Source organism: Pseudorhizobium tarimense (assembly GCF_022968135.1).
In the GTDB taxonomy this organism is placed as follows: Bacteria; Pseudomonadota; Alphaproteobacteria; order Rhizobiales; family Rhizobiaceae; genus Neorhizobium; species Neorhizobium tarimense.
This window is the reverse complement of sequence record NZ_JALJRA010000003.1, coordinates 276,134-294,945: the sequence shown is the minus strand read 5'-3', so window position 1 is coordinate 294,945 and position 18,812 is coordinate 276,134. Positions and strand designations below refer to the sequence as shown.

Genomic DNA, 18,812 nt, shown 5'->3' with positions numbered 1-18,812 from the left:
CCGCTCAGATCGGGGCTGATCGACAGCGCCAGTGTCGCGTTTCTAACTGGCTAGTGGGCACGCGTCTATAACCGGCTTTGACACCGCCATGTTTATGCGGTCGGCCCATTCCCGCTCCCGCCGTTCAACTGAGCGGCCGCTGCGAAAGCGCCTCGTCGGCATCGTCCACGTCCGTGTCGATCACCTTCTTTGCCAGCTCCAAGCTGAAGCCATTGCGCGCGAAGGCAGACATCTCCTTTGACAGGCGCTTCTCGTTCAACGGTGCACGTCGATATGGGCCGAAGGCGCGCTTGCGGGCAAATGCGATAGCGGCGATGTGGTCGTCCGCTTCCTGGAGCGCCTCTGTCGCGGTTTGGGCCGGCACACCTTTCTCCTTGAGCTTGCGCGCAATCAGCCGCTTCGACTTTCCGACGCGGATACCAGAACGGACTTTGACTTCGGCGTAAGACTGGTCGTCCAGCGCGCCGGCGCGATGGCCGAAATCGACCGCTGTCTGGGCCAGAACGTCCATCTGTGCCTGGCTGATGTCCTCGAACTTCTGCTTCGCCTTGCGCCGGATCGTATCCGCCAGCTCATGCTCCGTCATCATCCGACGAGAAAGCCGGTAGGCGGCAGAATTCTTCGCCCAGGCCAGCATCCGAGGCGTTGGCTCCAAATCCATATTCGCGCCATCAGCACTGTCTTCGCCGTCTTCGTGCATCCGCCACTCCGCCCGGACATCGGAAGGTGTGATTTCCTCCCTTTCGCAAAACGCGCTAGCTCTATTCATTGAGCCAGAGGAGATAGCCGATGTTCTTTCGATTCGCCTGCCTGCTGCTGAGCATGCTCCTGTTCTCTGGGGTATCGCGCGCCGAGGATCCCGTCCGTGAAGCCCAGGCTGTGATCGCAAACCAACTCAGCGCTTTCGCATCGGATGATGCAGAAACTGCCTACTCTTTCGCATCTCCTAACATCCGCAGCATTTATCGCAGTGAGACGCAGTTCCTCGACATGGTGCGCAAGAACTATCCTCCCGTCTACAAGCTGGGAAACTACGCCTTCGGGCGCTCCAAGCTGGTAGGTGGCGGAGAGCTTGTCCTGCAGGAGGTTCTGATCAGCGGCGAGGAGGGCCAAGATTGGACGGCCGTGTACGAGATGCGGTTGATGGATGACGGATCCTATAAGGTCAACGGCGTGCGCATGAAGCGCAACACCACCAGCGAAGGGATCTAGAAGACGCAGCCCCCTGCCCGTCAGACCGGTTCCAGATCGCCTTTCGCCCATTCCTCCTGGGTCTTGGCGTAAAAGTCAGCGAAGCGCCTCTCAGCGATGGCCGCCCGGATTCCCTTCATCAGGTCCTGGTAGTAGGAAAGGTTGTTCCAGGAGAGCAGCATGCCACCCAGCGCCTCATCTGAGCGCACCAGGTGATGCAGGTAGGCACGGGAATAGTCGCGTGCTGCCGGGCAAGTCGATTCCTCGTCGAGCGGACGCATGTCTTCCGCATGACGGGCGTTGCGGATGTTGATCCGTCCCCGTCGAGTGAAGGCTAGCCCGTGCCGGCCGGATCGGGTCGGCATGACGCAGTCGAACATGTCGATCCCGCGCGCGACGGATTTCAGAATGTCGTCCGGCGTGCCGACACCCATCAGGTAGCGCGGCTTGTCGTTCGGCAGCACCGGCAGCGTCGTCTCCAGCATTCGCAGCATTACGTCCTGAGGTTCGCCGACGGCGAGACCGCCAATCGCATATCCCTTGAGGTCGAGCTGCCTCAGACCTTCCGCAGAGCGCACACGAAGATCCGGCTGGTCACCGCCCTGGACGATGCCGAACATCGCCTTGCCGGGCTGATCGCCGAAGGCGACGCGGCAGCGCTCCGCCCAGCGCAGCGAGAGCTCCATCGCCCGCTCGATTTCCTTGGGTTCTGCCGGCAGTGCGACGCATTCGTCGAGCTGCATCTGGATGTCCGAGCCGAGCAGCCCCTGGATCTCGATCGAGCGCTCGGGCGACATGTGATGCAATGAGCCGTCGATATGGCTCTTAAAGGTCACGCCCTTTTCATCGAGCTTGCGCAGCCCGGAAAGCGACATCACCTGGAAGCCACCGGAATCGGTCAGGATGGGGTGCTCCCATCGGATCAGCTTGTGCAGGCCCCCGAGCCTGGCGACGCGCTCCGCGCCTGGCCGCAGCATCAGGTGATAGGTGTTGCCGAGAATGATGTCAGCGCCCGTTTCGCCTACCTGGTCGAGATACATGGCCTTGACGGTGCCGACCGTGCCCACCGGCATGAAGGCCGGTGTTCGGATTGTGCCCCGTGGCATGGTAACCTCGCCCAGGCGCGCGCCGCCGTCGGTGCCCTTGAGGCTGAACTGGAACGTCTCTGTCATTCTGGTTTCCGGAAGAGGAGGCTGGAATCGCCGTAGGAATAGAAGCGATAGCCGGTGCTTATCGCATGGTCATAGGCGCTTCGCATCGTCTCCAGACCGCTGAAGGCGGAGACAAGCATGAACAGCGTCGATTTAGGCAGATGGAAGTTGGTCATCAGCATATCGACGGCTTTAAAGGGGTAGCCGGGCGTAATGAAGATGTCGGTGGCACCGCTCCACGGCTGGATCTTTCCGTCCTCGGCTGCAGCACTCTCTAGTAGCCGCAGTGAGGTCGTTCCGACGGAGACGATCCGCCCACCTCTCGCCCGTACTGCATTCAGCGCGTCCGCCGTCTCAGGACCAACATATCCGATCTCGGAATGCATCTTGTGCTCGACGGTGTCTTCGGCCTTCACCGGAAGGAAGGTACCCGCGCCGACGTGCAGCGTGACGAAATGCCGTTCAACGCCTGCCGCCTCCAATGCGACAAAAAGCTCCGGCGTAAAGTGCAGCCCGGCGGTGGGGGCCGCAACTGCGCCCTCTTCCCGCGCGTAGATCGTCTGGTAGTCCTGCCGGTCGCGCTCGTCTTCCGGCCGCTTGTCGGCGATATATGGCGGCAGCGGGATGTGGCCCACCGTCATGATGGCCTCATCCAGCGCCGGTCCGGCGAGGTCGAACAGGAGAGTGATCTCGCCGCCCTCCCCTTTGGACTCGACGGTCGCGTTCAGTGTCCCCAGGAGGCACGCATCGCAGCCGTGACCGAAGAGGATGCGATCACCGACCTTGATGCGCTTGCCCGGCCTTGCGAAGGCTTTCCACCGTTCCGGACCCACACGCATGTGCAGCGTGGCGGAGACCGGAAGCTCGGCACCCCCTTCCCGCACCCGCCGCCCTTCAAGTTGCGCCGGTATCACGCGCGTGTCGTTAAAGACGAGCGCGTCGCCCGGCCGGAGCATGTCGGGCAGATCGCGGACGCTGCGATCCGCCAGGACCGGCTGATGCCCGGGACGTACGATAAGCATCTTGGCGCTATCACGCGGGTTCGCTGGGCGCAGCGCGATGTTTTCGTCAGGCAGGTGGAAGTCGAAGAGGTCTACGCGCATTGGGCTATCGAGATCAGTTTGGCTATCGGGTTAGGCCTTCGCAGATAGTGGGAGACGGCACAACAGAAAAGCGCCCCGGCATGACCGAGGCGCCTCGCAGTTTCGTTGCGCAGCGGTCAGGCCGCGATGTCGGCAGCAACCTTGATGGAGACGATCGAGTCGGGATCCTGGACGGGCTCGCCCTTCTTGATCTGGTCGATGTTGTCCATGCCTTCGATGACCTGGCCCCAGACCGTGTACTGCTTGTTCAGCCACGGTGCATCGGTGAAGCAGATGAAGAACTGCGAATTGGCTGAGTTCGGGTTCTGCGAGCGCGCCATCGAGCACGTACCGCGGACGTGCGGGACCGAAGAAAACTCAGCCTTCAGATCCGGCTTGTCGGAGCCGCCCATGCCAGCGCGGGACGGGTTGAAGTTCTCGCCGCCCTTCTTGCCGAACTGAACGTCGCCGGTCTGCGCCATGAAGTCGGCAATGACGCGGTGGAAGACAACGCCGTCATAGGCGTGTTCGCGAGCCAGTTCCTTAATACGGGCCACGTGGCCCGGCGCGAGGTCCGGCATTAGGGCGATGACGACCTTGCCCTTGGTGGTTTCCATGATGAGGGTGTTTTCCGGATCCTTGATCTCGGCCATGGCCTTCTCCTTTTTCTTATCCGACGCCAGGCGCCTTTATTAGTTCGGTTTCCCGACGGTGACCTCGATCATGCGGTCGGGATCGGCAACTTCGCCGTTTCCACCTTCACCGCGCTTGATCTTGTCGACGTTTTCCATACCGGAAACAACCTTGCCGACAACCGTATACTGGCCGTTCAGGAAGGATCCTTCGTCAAACATGATGAAGAACTGCGAATTGGCCGAGTCCGGATCCTGCGAGCGTGCCATGCCGACCGTGCCGCGTTCGAACGGGAGGTCGGAGAATTCTGCAGGGAGATCAGGCAGCTCGGATCCGCCCGTGCCGGCACGGTTTGGGTCGAAGCCCTCTTCCATGTCGCCGAATTCAACGTCGCCCGTTTGTGCCATGAAGCCTTCGATCACACGGTGGAAGGCAACATTGTCGTATTCACCCTCGGCGGCCAGCTTCTTGATCTGCGCCACGTGCTTAGGTGCCACCTCCGGCAGCAGTTCAAGGACCACCGGGCCATCCTTCAACTGGATCGTGAGAAAGTCGTCTTCGGCTGCGAGTGCCGGGAACGCCAGAGATGCGAGTGCGAGAGCGCCTGCGACGGCGAAACGGATCGGGTTCATAGGATCTCCATATGGGAAGTCAGCGTTTGAGCTTGTTCTTCATGGCCAGGAGGACGGGTGCTGGCACAAATGCGCCGACATCGCCGCCCATTGCGGCGATCTGCCTAACCAATGTGGCCGTAATGGGCCGCGACGCGACCCCGGCGGGCAGAAACACGGTCTGGATGTCCGGCGCCATCTGGCGGTTCATCCCGGCCATTTGCATCTCGTAGTCGAGATCAGTGCCGTCCCTTAGGCCCCTGATCAGCAGTCGCGCCCCGTAGGCCCGCGCGGCATCGACAACAAGATTGTCGAAGGACACCACTTCGATATCCCGCCTCTTTTCCGGCAGTGCATCCAGCAGCGATTCTCGGATCAGGTCCGCCCGCTCCTCGAAGGTGAACATCGGCACCTTTCCTGGATGGACACCAATGGCGACCACCACCTTTTCCGCCACCTGCAGTGCTTGCAGCAGCACGTCGAGATGACCGTTGGTCAGGGGATCGAAGGATCCCGGGTAGAAAGCGATCGACATGAAGATCCCGCCGGTTTTTCCGCGTTTTGTCATGCTCGGGGTTTCACTTCAAGTATCGCGAAGATGAACGGCAGATGAACGGCCTGTTCAAGACCAGCTCATTGCGCCTGTGATTTTATGCGGACACGGGGCGGGAGACCGAGCCGGAAAGCAGGCAGTGCAGCCCATCTGACCGATCTTAAGACGGGCAAAAGCATAAGGCGCACCGACAGCTTTCCAGACAAATTGGAACCAGATTGCGAAACCGGCGTTCTGGCAGCAAGAAGGACAACTGAGATGATCGAGAGAAGGAAGCCGATCATGCTGGACAAGATCTCCATGATCAACATGGTCTGGACAGCAATGATAGCGGCGATGCTCACGGCCACAGTGACCCTTTATCAGGATCGGTCGGAGTGGGCCGAGTTAAACTATCCGCAGATGACGGGACGTTACCACGACCTGTCGTTCTACTGAGCGGTACTGACGAAAGAGGCAGGACATGTTCGTGACGTTGACGGTATTGGCGAGTTTGATCAGCATTATGTTCGTAGCATCGGTGGCCTCGACAATCGCCGAGCTTCGCCGTGAAAGCGAGGAAATGAAGGTCTTCGCAAAACGTCACGTCCCTTTCTAATTAACAACAGAGTAGCGGGGTGCGCCGACGACCACGTCCTCCGCGCAGCCACAAAAAAGCCGGGCGAAGCGCCCGGTTTTTTGTTTTGGTTTTTTCCCCGTCACTCCGTGTCGGGCGCTTCGTCTGGGGCTTCGGCTTCCGCCGGGGCCCCAAGATCGCCTGTCTCAGAGATGATCTCTTCCGGCAAGACCGTCCCGTTCTCATCTTCACCTTCCGGCTCACTGATCCGTTCGACGGAGACGACGCGCTCGTCCTTGGCGGTCGAGAAGATCGTGACGCCCTTGGTTGCGCGGCTGGCGATACGGATACCATCTACCGGAACACGGATGAGAACGCCGCCGTTGGAGACCAGCATGATCTGGTTGGAATCCTCCACAGGGAAGGCTGCAACCAACTGGCCGATCTCGTTGGTGCGCGAGGTATCGGTGGCGCGGATCCCCTTGCCGCCGCGGCCCGACGTACGGAAGTCATAGGAAGACGAGCGCTTGCCGAAGCCGCGTTCGGAGACCGTCAGCACGAATTGTTCCCGCGCCTTGAGCTCCTGATAACGCTCCTCGCTCAGCTCCCCTTCGGCTTCGACTTCTTCGCCGACCAGCGCAATATCCTCTTCGTCAACACCCATGGCGCGACGCTCGGACGCTGAACGCTTGAGGTAGGCTGCCCGCTCCCACGGCTCCGCGTCTACGTGTCCGACGATCGTCATCGAAATGATGCGGTCGCCCGATTGCAGCGTGATCCCGCGAACGCCGATCGAGTTGCGGCCGGCAAAGACGCGGACGCTGTCGACTGGGAAGCGGATGCACTGACCGAGGGCGGTCGTCAGCAGCACGTCGTCCCGATCGGTACAGGTTTCGACGGAGAGGATCTCATCGCCCTCCTCCTCCAGCTTCATTGCAATCTTGCCGTTGCGGTTGACCTGGATGAAGTCAGACAGCTTGTTGCGTCGTACCGTACCCCGGGTCGTCGAGAACATGACGTCGAGGTTGTCCCAAGTGCTCTCGTCTTCAGGCAGCGGCATGATCGTCGTGATGCGTTCGCCGGGCTCCAGCGGCAGCATGTTGATGAGTGCCTTACCGCGCGAGGTCGGGCTACCGATCGGCAGACGCCAGACCTTTTCCTTGTAGACGATGCCGCGCGAGGAGAAGAACAGCACCGGCGTGTGGGTATTCGCAACGAACAGCCGCGTGACGAAATCCTCGTCCCGCGTCGCCATGCCGGAACGACCCTTGCCGCCGCGACGCTGGGCACGGTAGGTGGTCAGCGGCACGCGCTTGATGTAGCCGAGGTGGGAGACAGTTACCACCATGTCTTCCCGCGCGATCAGATCCTCGTCGTCCATGTCCGGACCGCCTTCGAGGATCTCTGTCCTGCGCGGCGTGCCGAACTCGTTGCGAACAGCAGCGAGCTCATCCTTGACGATCTGGTAGATCCGAACGCGCGAAGACAGGATGTCGAGGTAGTCGGTGATTTCGGCGCCGATCTTGTTGAGTTCGTCACCGATTTCGTCGCGGCCGAGGGCCGTGAGGCGGGCAAGACGCAGTTCCAGGATGGCGCGCGCCTGTTCCTCGGACAGGTTATAGGTTCCATCCTCGTTGATCTTGTGGCGAGGATCGTCGATCAGGCGGATCAGGGCATCGACGTCATGTGCCGGCCAGCGGCGCGTCATCAACTGCTCGCGCGCGGTCGCCGGATCGGGCGCACGGCGGATCAGGTTGATCACCTCATCAATGTTGGCAACGGCAATGGCGAGGCCAACCAGGACGTGCGCACGCTCGCGAGCCTTGCGCAAAAGGTACTTCGTACGCCGGCTAACGACCTCCTCGCGGAAGGACACGAAAGCCTTCAGCATGTCGACCAGCGTCAACTGCTCCGGCTTGCCGCCGTTGAGCGCCACCATGTTGCAGCCGAAGGACGTCTGCAGCGGCGTGTAGCGATAGAGCTGGTTGAGGATGACCTCGGCATTGGCGTCGCGCTTAAGCTCGATGACGACGCGATAACCTTGGCGGTCGGATTCGTCGCGCAGATCGGAGATACCTTCGATTCGCTTGTCGCGCACGAGTTCGGCCATCTTCTCGATCATCGTCGCCTTGTTCACCTGGTAGGGGACTTCGGTGATGATGATCTGCTCGCGGTCGCCGCGCATCGGCTCGATGTGCGCCTTGCCCCGCATGATGACGGAGCCGCGGCCGGTTTCGTAGGCCGACTTGATCCCTGCCCTGCCGAGGATGAGCGCGCCAGTCGGGAAGTCCGGGCCCGGGATGATCTGCATCAGCTCCGGCAGTTCGATCGCCGGATTGTCGATCAGCGCGATGCAGCCGTCGATCACTTCAGTCAGGTTGTGCGGCGGGATGTTGGTGGCCATACCGACCGCGATGCCACCCGCGCCGTTGACGAGCAGATTGGGGAAGCGGGCCGGCACCACAACCGGCTCCGACAGCGTGCCGTCGTAGTTGTCGCGGAAGTCCACAGTCTCCTTGTCGAGATCGTCGAGGAGCGTATGCGCCACCTTCTGCAGGCGGCATTCCGTGTAACGCTGAGCCGCTGGCGGATCGCCGTCGATTGAGCCGAAGTTACCCTGACCGTCGATCAGCGGCAGACGCAGGGACCAATCTTGTGCCATGCGCGCCAGCGCGTCATAGATCGCCGCATCCCCGTGCGGATGGTATTTACCCATCACGTCACCGGTGACGCGGGCGGACTTCACGTACTTCTTGTTCCAGTCGATCCCCATCTCGTTCATGGAGAAGAGAATTCGCCGATGCACCGGCTTCAGTCCGTCGCGCACGTCTGGAAGCGCGCGGCTGACGATCACGCTCATCGCGTAATCGAGATAGGACCGCTGCATCTCCTCCATGATGGAAATGGGTTCGATGCCTGGGGGCAGCTTTCCGCCGCCGGGAGTGCTTTGCTCAGTCAAATCGGATCACGATCTTTGTTCGGAATCAGTTGTGTTTCTATATCGGAAAGAGGTCCGGAGCGCCAATTTCTGCGGTAGTTGTAAACAGCTTTCAAGCGGTCCAGCCGCCTTTGCAGAGAGGCTGCTGCCAAAGGCGGGGCCGAAGCGCTGCTCTTCCCTTGGCTGCCCTGCTGTCCTAACAATCCCCTGCGGGATCCGCAAGAATTGGAACATGACAAGGATATAGGATGGCGAGCGCCGACACGCTAGTGAATGCCTTCACGACACTGCTGGTGACGCTCGACCCGCCCGGCCTGGCGCCGGTCTTCCTCGGCATGACGGTCGGGATGACCCGGATTCAGCGCCGGCAGGTCGCCATTCGCGGCTCGCTGATCGCCTTCGGTATCCTTGCGATATTCGCCCTTCTCGGCGCAAGCCTGCTCGGCACGCTCGGCATCTCGATGGGCGCGTTCCGGATCGCCGGCGGACTACTCCTGTTTTGGATCGCGTTCGAGATGGTGTTCGAGCGCAGGCAGGAGCGCAAGGAGAAGACGTCTCAGGCGGCCGTCACGGTAGACCACATCCACAACATCGCTGTCTTCCCCCTGGCCCTGCCGCTGATTGCGGGGCCTGGCGCGATTTCTGCGACCGTACTGCTGGCCGGCACGCTGTCTGGGCCATGGGACCGGGCGTTACTGATCCTTGTTCTTGCGCTCAGCATGGGGCTGGTGCTTGCCATGCTGCTGATCGCCGAACGGCTGGATCGCTTTCTGGGCGTTACGGGACGGGCGATCCTCACCCGTCTTCTCGGCGTCATCCTGGCAGCCTTGTCGGTGCAGTTCGTCGTCGATGGTGTCCGCTCGGCTTTCCAGCTCTAGCCTTGCCCGGTCTAACCGAGCCAGCTCTCAGGCAAGCTCTGCCAGGAAGGCTTTGACGAAGCGCGCGGAGTTTTCGGAGGCGAGCGCAAAGAAAACGCCCATCTCGTTTGCGCCCTCTCCTCCTCCCGCGAGATCCGACAGGCTCCTGAAGGCAATGAAGGGGATGCTGTTGCTGTAGGCGACATGCGCGGTGGCGGCACTTTCCATGTCGAGCACCTTGGCATTGAAGGTCTTGTAGGTGAACTCACGTAAAGCTGCATTGTCGACGAAGGCTGGACCCTAGACGCCGTTGCCGCCGACCACCACCTTCGGCTGGTGCGAGAGGCACTTGCCTTCGCCGGCACACTTTGAGAGTTCGACCTTGGTGGCAACACCGCGGGCCGTCGCAAGTAGCTTTGCGTCCACCGGAAGCCAGAAGCGGTCTTCAGGCTCGCTCAGCCCATCCCGCAGGACCTCGGTTTCGTTAGGAAAGATCATTCCGAAGTTCAGAAACTGGGTATCTAGGAACGGCGGTACGGTGAAGGTGCCGTTCGTCTCCCGCGCGAAGATCGCTTCCAGATATTTCCCCCACTGATCGCTGACCACCACGTCACCGATAGAAAGGGACGGATCGACACCGCCAGCGATGCCAGAGAACACGACCGAGGTGATGTCAAAATGGTCGATTGCCTGTTGTGTGGTCATTGCGGCATTGACCATGCTGACGCCGCTGAGGAACACCACGACGTCCTGCCGGCGAAGGTGCCCGTCAGATAGCGGCGCCCGTTGAGGACGTGCTCCTCGGCATCCGAGATATTTGAAAGAAGCGCCTACCATTCGGGCTCGAAGGCTGACATGATGGCCACCCGCGGCTTGGCGTCGAGAAGGTCGGCGGCCGGCGACTGGCTTGCGAAGAAGAATGAAAGGAAGAGAAGGCTGAGGATTTTCATCTTTGGGTCCTGCGTGATGTAACGTGCGGGATCACGCAAGCGGCGTGCCAGGCGCGCCTATGCGCCCGGCACGGTAAGTGCCTAGAACGGGATGTCGTCATCGAGGTCGCGGGAGAAGCCGCCGCCACCGCCGCCCTGGCCACCGCGGTTGCCGCCCGACGCCGGACGATCGTAATCGTCGCCGAAGTTGCCGCCGCCATAATCGGTTCCGCCGCCGACGCGACCACCACCGCCACCGCCGTAGCTGCCCTGCCCGCCGCCTTCGCCGCCACGGCCATCGAGCATGGTCAGTGTGGAGTTGAAGCCCTGCAGCACGACCTCGGTCGAATAGCGGTCATTGCCGTTTTGGTCCTGCCACTTGCGGGTCTGCAGCGCGCCTTCGATGTAAAGCTTGGCACCCTTCTTCACATACTGCTCGACGACCTTGCAGAGACCCTCGTTGAACACTACGACGGTATGCCATTCCGTCTTCTCGCGACGCTCGCCGCTGTTGCGGTCGCGCCAGCTTTCCGAGGTCGCGATGCGCAGATTGGCGATCGGGCGGCCATCCTGCGTGCGCCGGATTTCAGGATCGGCGCCGACGTTACCGACCAAAATTACCTTGTTGACGCTTCCAGCCATGTTCTTCACCTTGTCCGCCGCTTGAGAGCGGCCTAATCCATAGAGTGGAGTAGCTTAGACGATAAGACCGCGGCGTTGGTGTCTGCCATCCAGCAATCCACAGTGTTTTTGTTCTTTATTTGTTCTATTTGTACTCTATGATCGTGTCAAGCGACTCGCATTCTGTAGCGGCAGATGGTCTTTCTGCCTTCACAGCGTCACTTCATTCACTACATATGGACTTCCATTCTCCCCATTGAGCAGATTTATGAGCGAACTTAAGACGATCTCCATCCGTGGTGCGCGCGAGCACAACCTGAAGGGTATCGATCTCGATTTGCCGCGCAACTCGCTGATCGTCATGACCGGCCTTTCGGGGTCCGGCAAATCTTCCCTGGCGTTCGATACCATCTATGCCGAGGGCCAGCGCCGCTATGTCGAGAGCCTTTCGGCCTATGCACGGCAGTTTCTGGAGATGATGCAGAAGCCGGATGTCGACCAGATCGATGGCCTCTCTCCGGCGATCTCCATCGAGCAGAAGACGACCTCGCGCAACCCGCGCTCGACGGTCGGCACGGTGACCGAGATCTACGACTACATGCGCCTGCTCTTTGCGCGCGTGGGTGTACCGTATTCGCCAGCAACCGGGCTGCCGATCGAGAGCCAAACCGTCAGCCAGATGGTCGATCGTATCCTGGCCTATGAAGAAGGCACCCGCCTCTATATCCTGGCGCCGATGATCCGCGGCCGTAAAGGCGAGTATAAGAAGGAGCTCGCCGAGCTGATGAAGAAGGGCTTCCAGCGCGTCAAGGTGGACGGCCAGTTCTACGAAATCGCTGACGTGCCGGCGCTCGACAAGAAGTACAAGCATGACATCGACGTGGTGGTCGACCGCCTTGTCGTGCGCTCCGATATCGGCGCCCGTTTGGCGGACAGTCTGGAGACTTCGCTAAAGCTGGCGGACGGCCTTGCTGTTGCGGAATTCGCCGACAAGCCCCTGCCCCCGGCAGAGACTGCCGCAGGAGGTTCGGCAAACAAGTCGCTGAACGAGACGCATGAGCGTGTGCTCTTCTCGGAGAAATTCGCCTGTCCCGTTTCGGGCTTCACCATTCCGGAGATCGAGCCGCGGCTTTTCTCCTTCAACAACCCGTTCGGCGCCTGCCCGACCTGTGACGGTCTTGGTTTCCAGCAGAAGATCGACGCAGCACTGATTGTGCCGGAGCCGAACCGGACGCTGCGCGATGGCGCAATCGCGCCTTGGGCGAAGTCCACCTCTCCTTATTACAACCAGACGCTGGAAGGGCTCGGCAAGGTGTACGACTTCAAGCTCTCCAGCCGCTGGTCAGAGCTTTCGGACGAAGCACAGGCGGCGATTCTGCACGGCACGGAAGAGAAGGTTGAGTTTCACTACGCCGACGGCGCCCGCTCCTACAAGACGAGCAAGACCTTTGAAGGGATCGTACCGAACCTCGAGCGCCGATGGAAGGAAACCGACAGCGCCTGGGCCCGCGAGGAGATCGAGCGCTACATGTCGGCGGCCCCCTGCCCTGCGTGCAACGGCTTCCGCCTTAAGCCGGAAGCATTGGCGGTGAAGATCAACAAGCTGCATATCGGCCAGGTTACCGACATGTCGATCAAGGTGGCGCGTGATTGGTTCGAGGCGCTGCCGGAGCAGCTGAATACAAAGCAAAACGAGATCGCGGTGCGCATCCTCAAGGAAATCCGCGAACGACTCCGTTTCCTCAACGACGTGGGCCTGGATTACCTGTCGTTGTCGCGCAATTCCGGCACGCTGTCCGGTGGAGAAAGCCAGCGCATCCGCTTGGCCTCGCAGATCGGTTCGGGCCTCACGGGCGTGCTGTACGTGCTCGACGAGCCCTCCATCGGCCTCCACCAGCGCGACAACGCCCGCCTCCTCGACACGCTCAAGCACCTGCGCGACATCGGCAATACGGTGATTGTCGTCGAGCATGACGAGGATGCAATCCTCACGGCCGATTATGTCGTCGACATTGGCCCGGCTGCGGGTATCCACGGCGGCGAAGTCGTCGCCGAAGGCACGCCGCAGGAGATCATGGCAAACTCCAAGTCCCTGACCGGCAAATACCTGTCCGGCGAGCTCGGCGTTGCCGTGCCCGCCGACCGGCGCAAGCCGAAGAAGGGCAAGGAGATCAAGGTCGTCGGGGCCCGTGGCAACAATCTAAAGAACGTGACCGCATCGGTGCCGCTTGGCGTCTTCACGGCTGTCACCGGCGTGTCCGGCGGCGGCAAGTCAACGTTCCTGATCGAGACCCTCTACAAGGCAGCTGCACGCCGCGTTATGGGTGCACGGGAAATCCCGGCCGAGCATGACAAAATCGACGGCTTCGAGCACATCGACAAGGTGATCGACATCGACCAGTCGCCGATTGGGCGGACCCCACGCTCCAACCCGGCCACCTATACCGGCGCCTTCACGCCGATCCGCGACTGGTTCGCCGGTCTGCCGGAAGCCAAGGCGCGCGGCTATGCGCCGGGACGCTTCTCGTTCAACGTCAAGGGCGGCCGCTGCGAAGCCTGCCAAGGGGACGGCGTCATCAAGATCGAGATGCACTTCCTGCCAGACGTCTACGTCACCTGCGACGTCTGCCACGGCAAGCGCTACAACCGCGAAACGCTGGACGTGCAGTTCAAGGGCAAGTCGATCGCCGATGTCCTCGACATGACCGTGGAGGAAGGCGTTGAGTTCTTCTCGGCCGTGCCTGCGGTGCGCGACAAGCTGCAGGCGCTGTTCAATGTGGGCCTCGGCTACATCAAGGTCGGCCAGCAGGCGAACACGCTGTCGGGTGGTGAGGCGCAGCGCGTCAAGCTGGCCAAGGAGCTCTCCAAGCGCTCCACGGGTCGCACGCTCTACATCCTCGATGAGCCCACGACCGGGCTGCATTTCCACGATGTCTCCAAGCTCCTCGAAATGCTTCACGAGCTGGTGGAGCAAGGCAATTCTGTGGTGGTGATCGAGCACAATCTCGAGGTCATCAAGACCGCCGACTGGATCATCGACATCGGACCTGAAGGCGGCACCGGCGGCGGCGAAGTTGTGGCGGTTGGCCCGCCGGAGCAGATCGTCAAGGAGAAGCGTTCCTATACCGGGCACTTCCTCAAGGAACTCTTGGAACGCCGGCCTGCACGAACGGTCGAAGCGGCCGAATAGCGGCAATCGGAGGGGTATATGACCAGTCGCGGCAACATTCGCGTGGGTATCGGCGGCTGGACCTTCGAGCCTTGGGAGGGGAGCTTCTATCCGGAGAAGCTCGCAAAGAAGAGGCAGCTGGAACATGCCGCCAGCAAGCTCAAGGTCATCGAGGTCAACGGCACCTATTACGGCTCACAGAAGCCGGAGACATTCGCCAAATGGGCGTCTGAGGTGCCGGAAGGATTCATCTTTTCGTTGAAGGCGAGCCGGTTCACCACGAACCGGAAGGTTCTGGCCGAGGCCGGCGAGTCTATCGAGAGGTTCTTCGCGCAGGGACTGACGGAGCTTGGGCCACATCTCGGGCCTATCCTCTGGCAGTTCGCGCCGACGAAGAAATTCCAGCCGGACGATTTCGAAGCTTTCCTGAAACTTCTACCGGAGACGGTAGAGGGGCTGCCACTGAAGCACGTCGTCGAGGTGCGTCACGACAGCTTCAAGGTACCGGAGTTCGTCCACCTGCTGGCTGAGCACAACGTCGCTCCGGTCTGCGCCGAACATCATGATTACCCCATGATCGCCGACGTCACGGCAGACTTCGTTTACGCGCGCCTGCAGAAGGGATCCGACGACGTCGCCACCTGCTATCCCGAGAGCGAGCTTCAGGCTTGGAAGGGCCGGCTGGAGACCTGGGGCGAGGGCGGAGTCGCCAATGACCTGCCGCTGATCGATCCGGACCGGCAGCCTAAGCGCCAGCCGCGCGACGTCTATGCCTTCTTCATTCACGAGGGCAAGGTGAATGCGCCGCAGGGTGCCATGGCCCTGCAGGCATTGATCGACGGCTGATCAGTGCCAGACGTGCGGCGTGATGTGCCGGACCAGCGTCTCGGCCGTCATTCCCTCGCCCGCACGCAAAGCTGCTTCGCCATGGAGATAGACGCCGCACGCCGCGGCTTCGAAGGCTGGCGTCCTGTTAGCGAGAAGCGCGCCGATCATTCCGGCCAGCACGTCGCCAGAGCCTGCGGTTGCAAGCCAGGGCGGCGCATTCTCGTTGATGACTGCTCGCCCATCCGGGGCGGCAATGACCGTGTCCGCGCCTTTGTAGACGATCACAGCATTTGATGACTCGGCAGCAAGAAGCGCCTTTTCCGCCTTGCCGAGTTGGTCGTTCTCGGCGATCTCCGGAAACAGGCGGGAAAACTCACCGTGGTGAGGTGTCAACACCAGGCGGACATCTCCACTGTATGGTTCGAAAAGGCGTGCCGGGCTTTCTCGAAATGAGGTGATCCCGTCGGCGTCCAGCACCAAAGGGCGCCCTTCTAGGGCCAATGCGAACTCACGTGCCTTCTCCCCCACTCCGAAGCCAGGCCCCAACACAAATGCCGAAAGCTTGGCACGCGCAAGCCATTCCCGAACCTGTGTGCCGGTCTCCGTTTCCCGCAACATGACCGCCGTCAGCTGGCCGGCATTGACTGCCATGGCTTCTTTCGGCGATGCAACAGTCACCAATCCGGCGCCTGCCGCAAGTCCTGCCGCAGCGGACAACCTGGCCGCACCCGTATGGGAGGCACCGCCGGAGAACACGGCAAGGTGGCCGCGTCGATACTTGTGCGACTGCGCATCGGGCGAGGGCAGGTGATCCTGCCATAGCACCGGATGGTTCGCTCTGAGATTTCCTGCGGCGGCCCGGATGATGCGGGACGGGATCCCGATGTCGAAAACTTCGATGTCACCGCAGAGAGACCGCCCGGGCATCAGCAGATGTCCCGGCTTTCGTGCCATAAACGTAACGGTGTGTGTCGCTTGAAAAGCCCGGTCCAGCGGAATGCCGCGCTGACCGCAGAGGCCTGACGGAAGATCCACGGCGATGACCGGCAGACCTGCCATCGCGGCCCGTTCCATGACGTGCTGCAGTCCTACCGAAACCGGCTTGCTCAGGCCTGCCCCAAAGACAGCGTCGATGATGGTATCGCAGCTCTTCAACTCCAACTGCGACAAGGGGTGCTGCTCAACCAGGCATCGCGCTCGGGCGCGACGGGCGTCGCCAGTCAGTCGTTCGGGATCGCCCAGAGCAAAGACGGCGACACTGGCGCCCGCTTCAAGCAGCGCTTGCGCTGCCACGTAGCCATCGCCGCCGTTGTTGCCCGGCCCACAGAGGACGACGAACCGCAGCGTCTGCGGATAGTGGCGAAGCGCCGAGGCTGCGACAGCCTGCCCCGCCTTCTCCATGAGGCCATAGGAGGCGATGCCAGACTGAGCCGCGGCACGATCCGCCGCTGTCATTTCCGCCGGCGTCAGCAGTAGCGTCTTCGGTTCACTGTTCATTGCGCTATTGAACCCAAAGCCAGTGAATTAACAAGCATCGGCTGGAGGCGAGGACCTGAACAACATTTATGCACATGCCTATTATAGGCGCTATCACTTGCGCGGCCGCCTCGGCAGGAACAACCTCCCTTGGATCTGACACCACCAGTTCGCCGAAAAGAAGGGCGTTGCAACCGCTTCCGTTGCACAATCAGGGCAGATCTTTAGGCATCGAGGGCGAATTTTCTGCCCATTTTTTGCCGAAGCGGCTTTTCAGGCTGGCATGATACCTGCATTAGTATGGCGAGCCGGTTCACGGCTGCGTCAGGGGAGAGATTGTTTCTCATGAAAAAGATCGAAGCCATTATCAAGCCATTCAAGCTGGACGAAGTGAAAGAAGCTCTCCAGGAAGTCGGCTTGCAGGGCATCACTGTGACGGAGGCGAAGGGCTTCGGGCGCCAAAAGGGACATACCGAGCTTTATCGTGGCGCAGAATACGTTGTCGACTTCCTGCCGAAGGTGAAGGTCGAGGTGGTTCTGGCCGACGAAAACGTCGACGCTGTCATCGACGCCATCCGCAACGCGGCCCAGACGGGTCGCATCGGCGACGGCAAGATCTTCGTATCGAACGTTGAAGAAGTCATCCGCATCCGTACCGGCGAGACCGGTGTAGACGCAATCTAACGTCATTGGCCGCTCCGCGGCAGGTTCAACCGTCATCTCATTCAAGGAAGCGTATAAATGACGACCGCAAGCGAAATCATGAAGCAGATCAAGGAAAACGACGTCAAGTTCGTGGACCTGCGCTTTACGGATCCGAGGGGAAAGCTGCAGCACGTGACGATGGACGTCGCAGCCGTCGATGAAGACATGTTTGCCGACGGCGTCATGTTCGATGGCTCCTCCATCGCCGGCTGGAAGGCAATCAACGAGTCCGACATGGTTCTCATGCCGGATCCAGCAACCGTCCATATGGACCCCTTCTTCGCACAGTCCACCATGGTCGTCTTCTGCGACATCCTCGACCCGATCTCCGGCGAGTCCTACAACCGCGACCCGCGTGGTACGGCCAAGAAGGCTGAAGCCTACCTGAAGGCCTCCGGCATCGGTGATACCGTCTATGTTGGTCCCGAGCCGGAATTCTTCGTTTTCGACGACGTCAAGTACAAGGCCGACCCCTACAATACCGGCTTCAAGCTCGACTCGTCCGAGCTGCCGTCGAACGATGACACCGATTACGAGACCGGCAACCTCGGCCACCGTCCCCGCATCAAGGGCGGCTATTTTCCGGTACCGCCGGTCGACAGCCTGCAGGACATGCGCTCCGAAATGCTGACCGTCCTGACGGAGATGGGCGTTGTCGTTGAGAAGCACCACCACGAGGTGGCAGCGGCCCAGCACGAACTGGGCGTCAAGTTCGACACGCTGGTGCGCAACGCCGACAAGATGCAGATCTACAAGTACGTCGTTCACCAGGTGGCAAACGCCTATGGCAAGACGGCGACCTTCATGCCGAAGCCGATCTTCGGCGACAACGGCTCGGGCATGCACGTGCACCAGTCGATCTGGAAGGACGGCAAGCCGACCTTCGCCGGCGACGAATATGCCGGCCTTTCGGAGAGCTGCCTCTATTACATCGGTGGCATCATCAAGCACGCCAAGGCGATCAACGCCTTCACCAACCCGTCGACCAACTCCTACAAGCGTCTGGTCCCCGGCTATGAGGCTCCTGTACTGCTCGCCTATTCGGCCCGCAACCGTTCCGCATCCTGCCGTATCCCGTTCGGCTCGGGTCCGAAGTCGAAGCGCGTCGAAGTCCGTTTCCCGGATCCGACGGCAAACCCCTATCTCGGCTTTGCGGCGATGCTGATGGCCGGCCTTGACGGCATCAAGAACAAGATCCATCCAGGCAAGGCCATGGACAAGGATCTCTACGACCTGCCCCCGAAGGAACTGAAGAAGATCCCGACCGTCTGCGGTAGCTTGCGCGAAGCGCTGGAGAGCCTCGACAAGGACCGCAGGTTCCTCACTGCCGGCGGTGTGTTCGACGACGACCAGATCGACGCCTATATTGAGCTGAAGATGATCGAGGTCATGCGCTTCGAGATGACGCCGCACCCGGTCGAATTCGACATGTACTACTCGGCGTAAGGGCTGCGAAGGCCAACCACTGAAGACGGCGGGCCACTCCTGGTCCGCTGTTTTCGTTTCTGCAAG

Annotated in this window: 16 protein-coding genes and 1 pseudogene; 7 read left to right on the top strand and 10 right to left on the bottom strand. The window is 60.9% G+C overall.

What is annotated here, in order from left to right; translation table 11 throughout:
• Nucleotides 1–124 precede the first annotated feature (124 nt).
• Nucleotides 125–700, bottom strand: coding sequence for a regulatory protein RecX (locus tag MUU54_RS05365; protein WP_247242998.1), 576 nt, complete (start codon nucleotides 698–700; stop codon nucleotides 125–127).
• Nucleotides 701–789: 89 nt separating this feature from the next.
• Here MUU54_RS05365 and MUU54_RS05360 point away from each other — a divergent pair, with 89 nt between their 5' ends.
• Nucleotides 790–1,212: a DUF4864 domain-containing protein gene (locus tag MUU54_RS05360; RefSeq protein WP_247242997.1), complete on the top strand. Its 423-nt coding sequence runs from the start codon at nucleotides 790–792 to the stop codon at nucleotides 1,210–1,212.
• Nucleotides 1,213–1,232: 20 nt separating this feature from the next.
• On the opposite strand, the gene tgt is transcribed toward MUU54_RS05360, so the two are convergent.
• The 5 genes from tgt to coaD all read right to left on the bottom strand — a co-directional run bounded on the left by tgt (nucleotide 1,233) and on the right by coaD (nucleotide 5,203).
• Nucleotides 1,233–2,363: a tRNA guanosine(34) transglycosylase Tgt gene (gene tgt, locus MUU54_RS05355; RefSeq protein ID WP_247242996.1), complete on the bottom strand. Its 1,131-nt coding sequence runs from the start codon at nucleotides 2,361–2,363 to the stop codon at nucleotides 1,233–1,235.
• Nucleotides 2,360–3,445, bottom strand: a complete 1,086-nt coding sequence (gene queA, locus MUU54_RS05350) for a tRNA preQ1(34) S-adenosylmethionine ribosyltransferase-isomerase QueA (RefSeq protein WP_247242995.1) — start codon at nucleotides 3,443–3,445, stop codon at nucleotides 2,360–2,362. The genes tgt and queA overlap by 4 nt, the downstream gene beginning before the upstream one ends.
• 116 nt (nucleotides 3,446–3,561) lie before the next feature.
• The gene (locus MUU54_RS05345; RefSeq protein ID WP_247242994.1) at nucleotides 3,562–4,077 is read right to left on the bottom strand and encodes a peptidylprolyl isomerase; all 516 of its coding nucleotides are present in this window, start codon (nucleotides 4,075–4,077) and stop codon (nucleotides 3,562–3,564) included.
• A gap of 39 nt (nucleotides 4,078–4,116) precedes the next feature.
• On the bottom strand, nucleotides 4,117–4,689 hold the full coding sequence (locus MUU54_RS05340; protein WP_247242993.1) for a peptidylprolyl isomerase: 573 nt from the start codon (nucleotides 4,687–4,689) through the stop codon (nucleotides 4,117–4,119).
• A 19-nt stretch (nucleotides 4,690–4,708) separates the two neighbouring features.
• Nucleotides 4,709–5,203, bottom strand: a complete 495-nt coding sequence (coaD, locus tag MUU54_RS05335; protein WP_247243016.1) for a pantetheine-phosphate adenylyltransferase — start codon at nucleotides 5,201–5,203, stop codon at nucleotides 4,709–4,711.
• 276 nt (nucleotides 5,204–5,479) lie between these two features.
• Here coaD and MUU54_RS05330 point away from each other — a divergent pair, with 276 nt between their 5' ends.
• Nucleotides 5,480–5,659, top strand: coding sequence for a hypothetical protein (locus MUU54_RS05330; RefSeq protein WP_247242992.1), 180 nt, complete (start codon nucleotides 5,480–5,482; stop codon nucleotides 5,657–5,659).
• A gap of 260 nt (nucleotides 5,660–5,919) precedes the next feature.
• On the opposite strand, the gene gyrA is transcribed toward MUU54_RS05330, so the two are convergent.
• Entirely contained in the window at nucleotides 5,920–8,736 is a 2,817-nt protein-coding gene (gyrA, locus tag MUU54_RS05325) for a DNA gyrase subunit A (protein WP_247242991.1), read from the bottom strand.
• A 227-nt stretch (nucleotides 8,737–8,963) separates the two neighbouring features.
• Here gyrA and MUU54_RS05320 point away from each other — a divergent pair, with 227 nt between their 5' ends.
• Nucleotides 8,964–9,593 carry a MarC family protein gene (locus MUU54_RS05320; protein ID WP_247242990.1) on the top strand — a complete coding sequence of 210 codons (630 nt, stop codon included), beginning with the start codon at nucleotides 8,964–8,966 and terminating at the stop codon, nucleotides 9,591–9,593.
• 27 nt (nucleotides 9,594–9,620) lie between these two features.
• On the opposite strand, the pseudogene MUU54_RS05315 reads toward MUU54_RS05320, so the two are convergent.
• A pseudogene (locus MUU54_RS05315) lies at nucleotides 9,621–10,292 on the bottom strand (5'-methylthioadenosine/S-adenosylhomocysteine nucleosidase).
• Between the two features lie 311 nt (nucleotides 10,293–10,603).
• A complete protein-coding gene (locus MUU54_RS05310) occupies nucleotides 10,604–11,143 on the bottom strand; it encodes a single-stranded DNA-binding protein (protein WP_247242989.1) in 540 nt (179 codons plus the stop codon).
• 247 nt (nucleotides 11,144–11,390) lie between these two features.
• Between MUU54_RS05310 and uvrA the strand changes: the two genes are divergently transcribed.
• Together uvrA and MUU54_RS05300 are read left to right on the top strand one after the other, a co-directional pair.
• Nucleotides 11,391–14,312, top strand: a complete 2,922-nt coding sequence (gene uvrA, locus MUU54_RS05305) for an excinuclease ABC subunit UvrA (RefSeq protein WP_247242988.1) — start codon at nucleotides 11,391–11,393, stop codon at nucleotides 14,310–14,312.
• Between the two features lie 18 nt (nucleotides 14,313–14,330).
• Nucleotides 14,331–15,137, top strand: a complete 807-nt coding sequence (locus tag MUU54_RS05300) for a DUF72 domain-containing protein (RefSeq protein ID WP_247242987.1) — start codon at nucleotides 14,331–14,333, stop codon at nucleotides 15,135–15,137.
• On the opposite strand, the gene MUU54_RS05295 is transcribed toward MUU54_RS05300, so the two are convergent.
• Entirely contained in the window at nucleotides 15,138–16,616 is a 1,479-nt protein-coding gene (locus tag MUU54_RS05295; RefSeq protein WP_247242986.1) for an NAD(P)H-hydrate dehydratase, read from the bottom strand.
• A gap of 324 nt (nucleotides 16,617–16,940) precedes the next feature.
• On the opposite strand from MUU54_RS05295, the gene MUU54_RS05290 reads away from it, so the two are divergent.
• Both MUU54_RS05290 and glnA read left to right on the top strand, forming a co-directional pair.
• Nucleotides 16,941–17,279 (top strand): P-II family nitrogen regulator, encoded by a 339-nt coding sequence (locus MUU54_RS05290; protein ID WP_239997598.1) that lies wholly within the window; start codon nucleotides 16,941–16,943, stop codon nucleotides 17,277–17,279.
• A 57-nt stretch (nucleotides 17,280–17,336) separates the two neighbouring features.
• Nucleotides 17,337–18,746 (top strand): type I glutamate--ammonia ligase, encoded by a 1,410-nt coding sequence (gene glnA / locus MUU54_RS05285; protein WP_247242985.1) that lies wholly within the window; start codon nucleotides 17,337–17,339, stop codon nucleotides 18,744–18,746.
• Nucleotides 18,747–18,812: the final 66 nt, after the last annotated feature.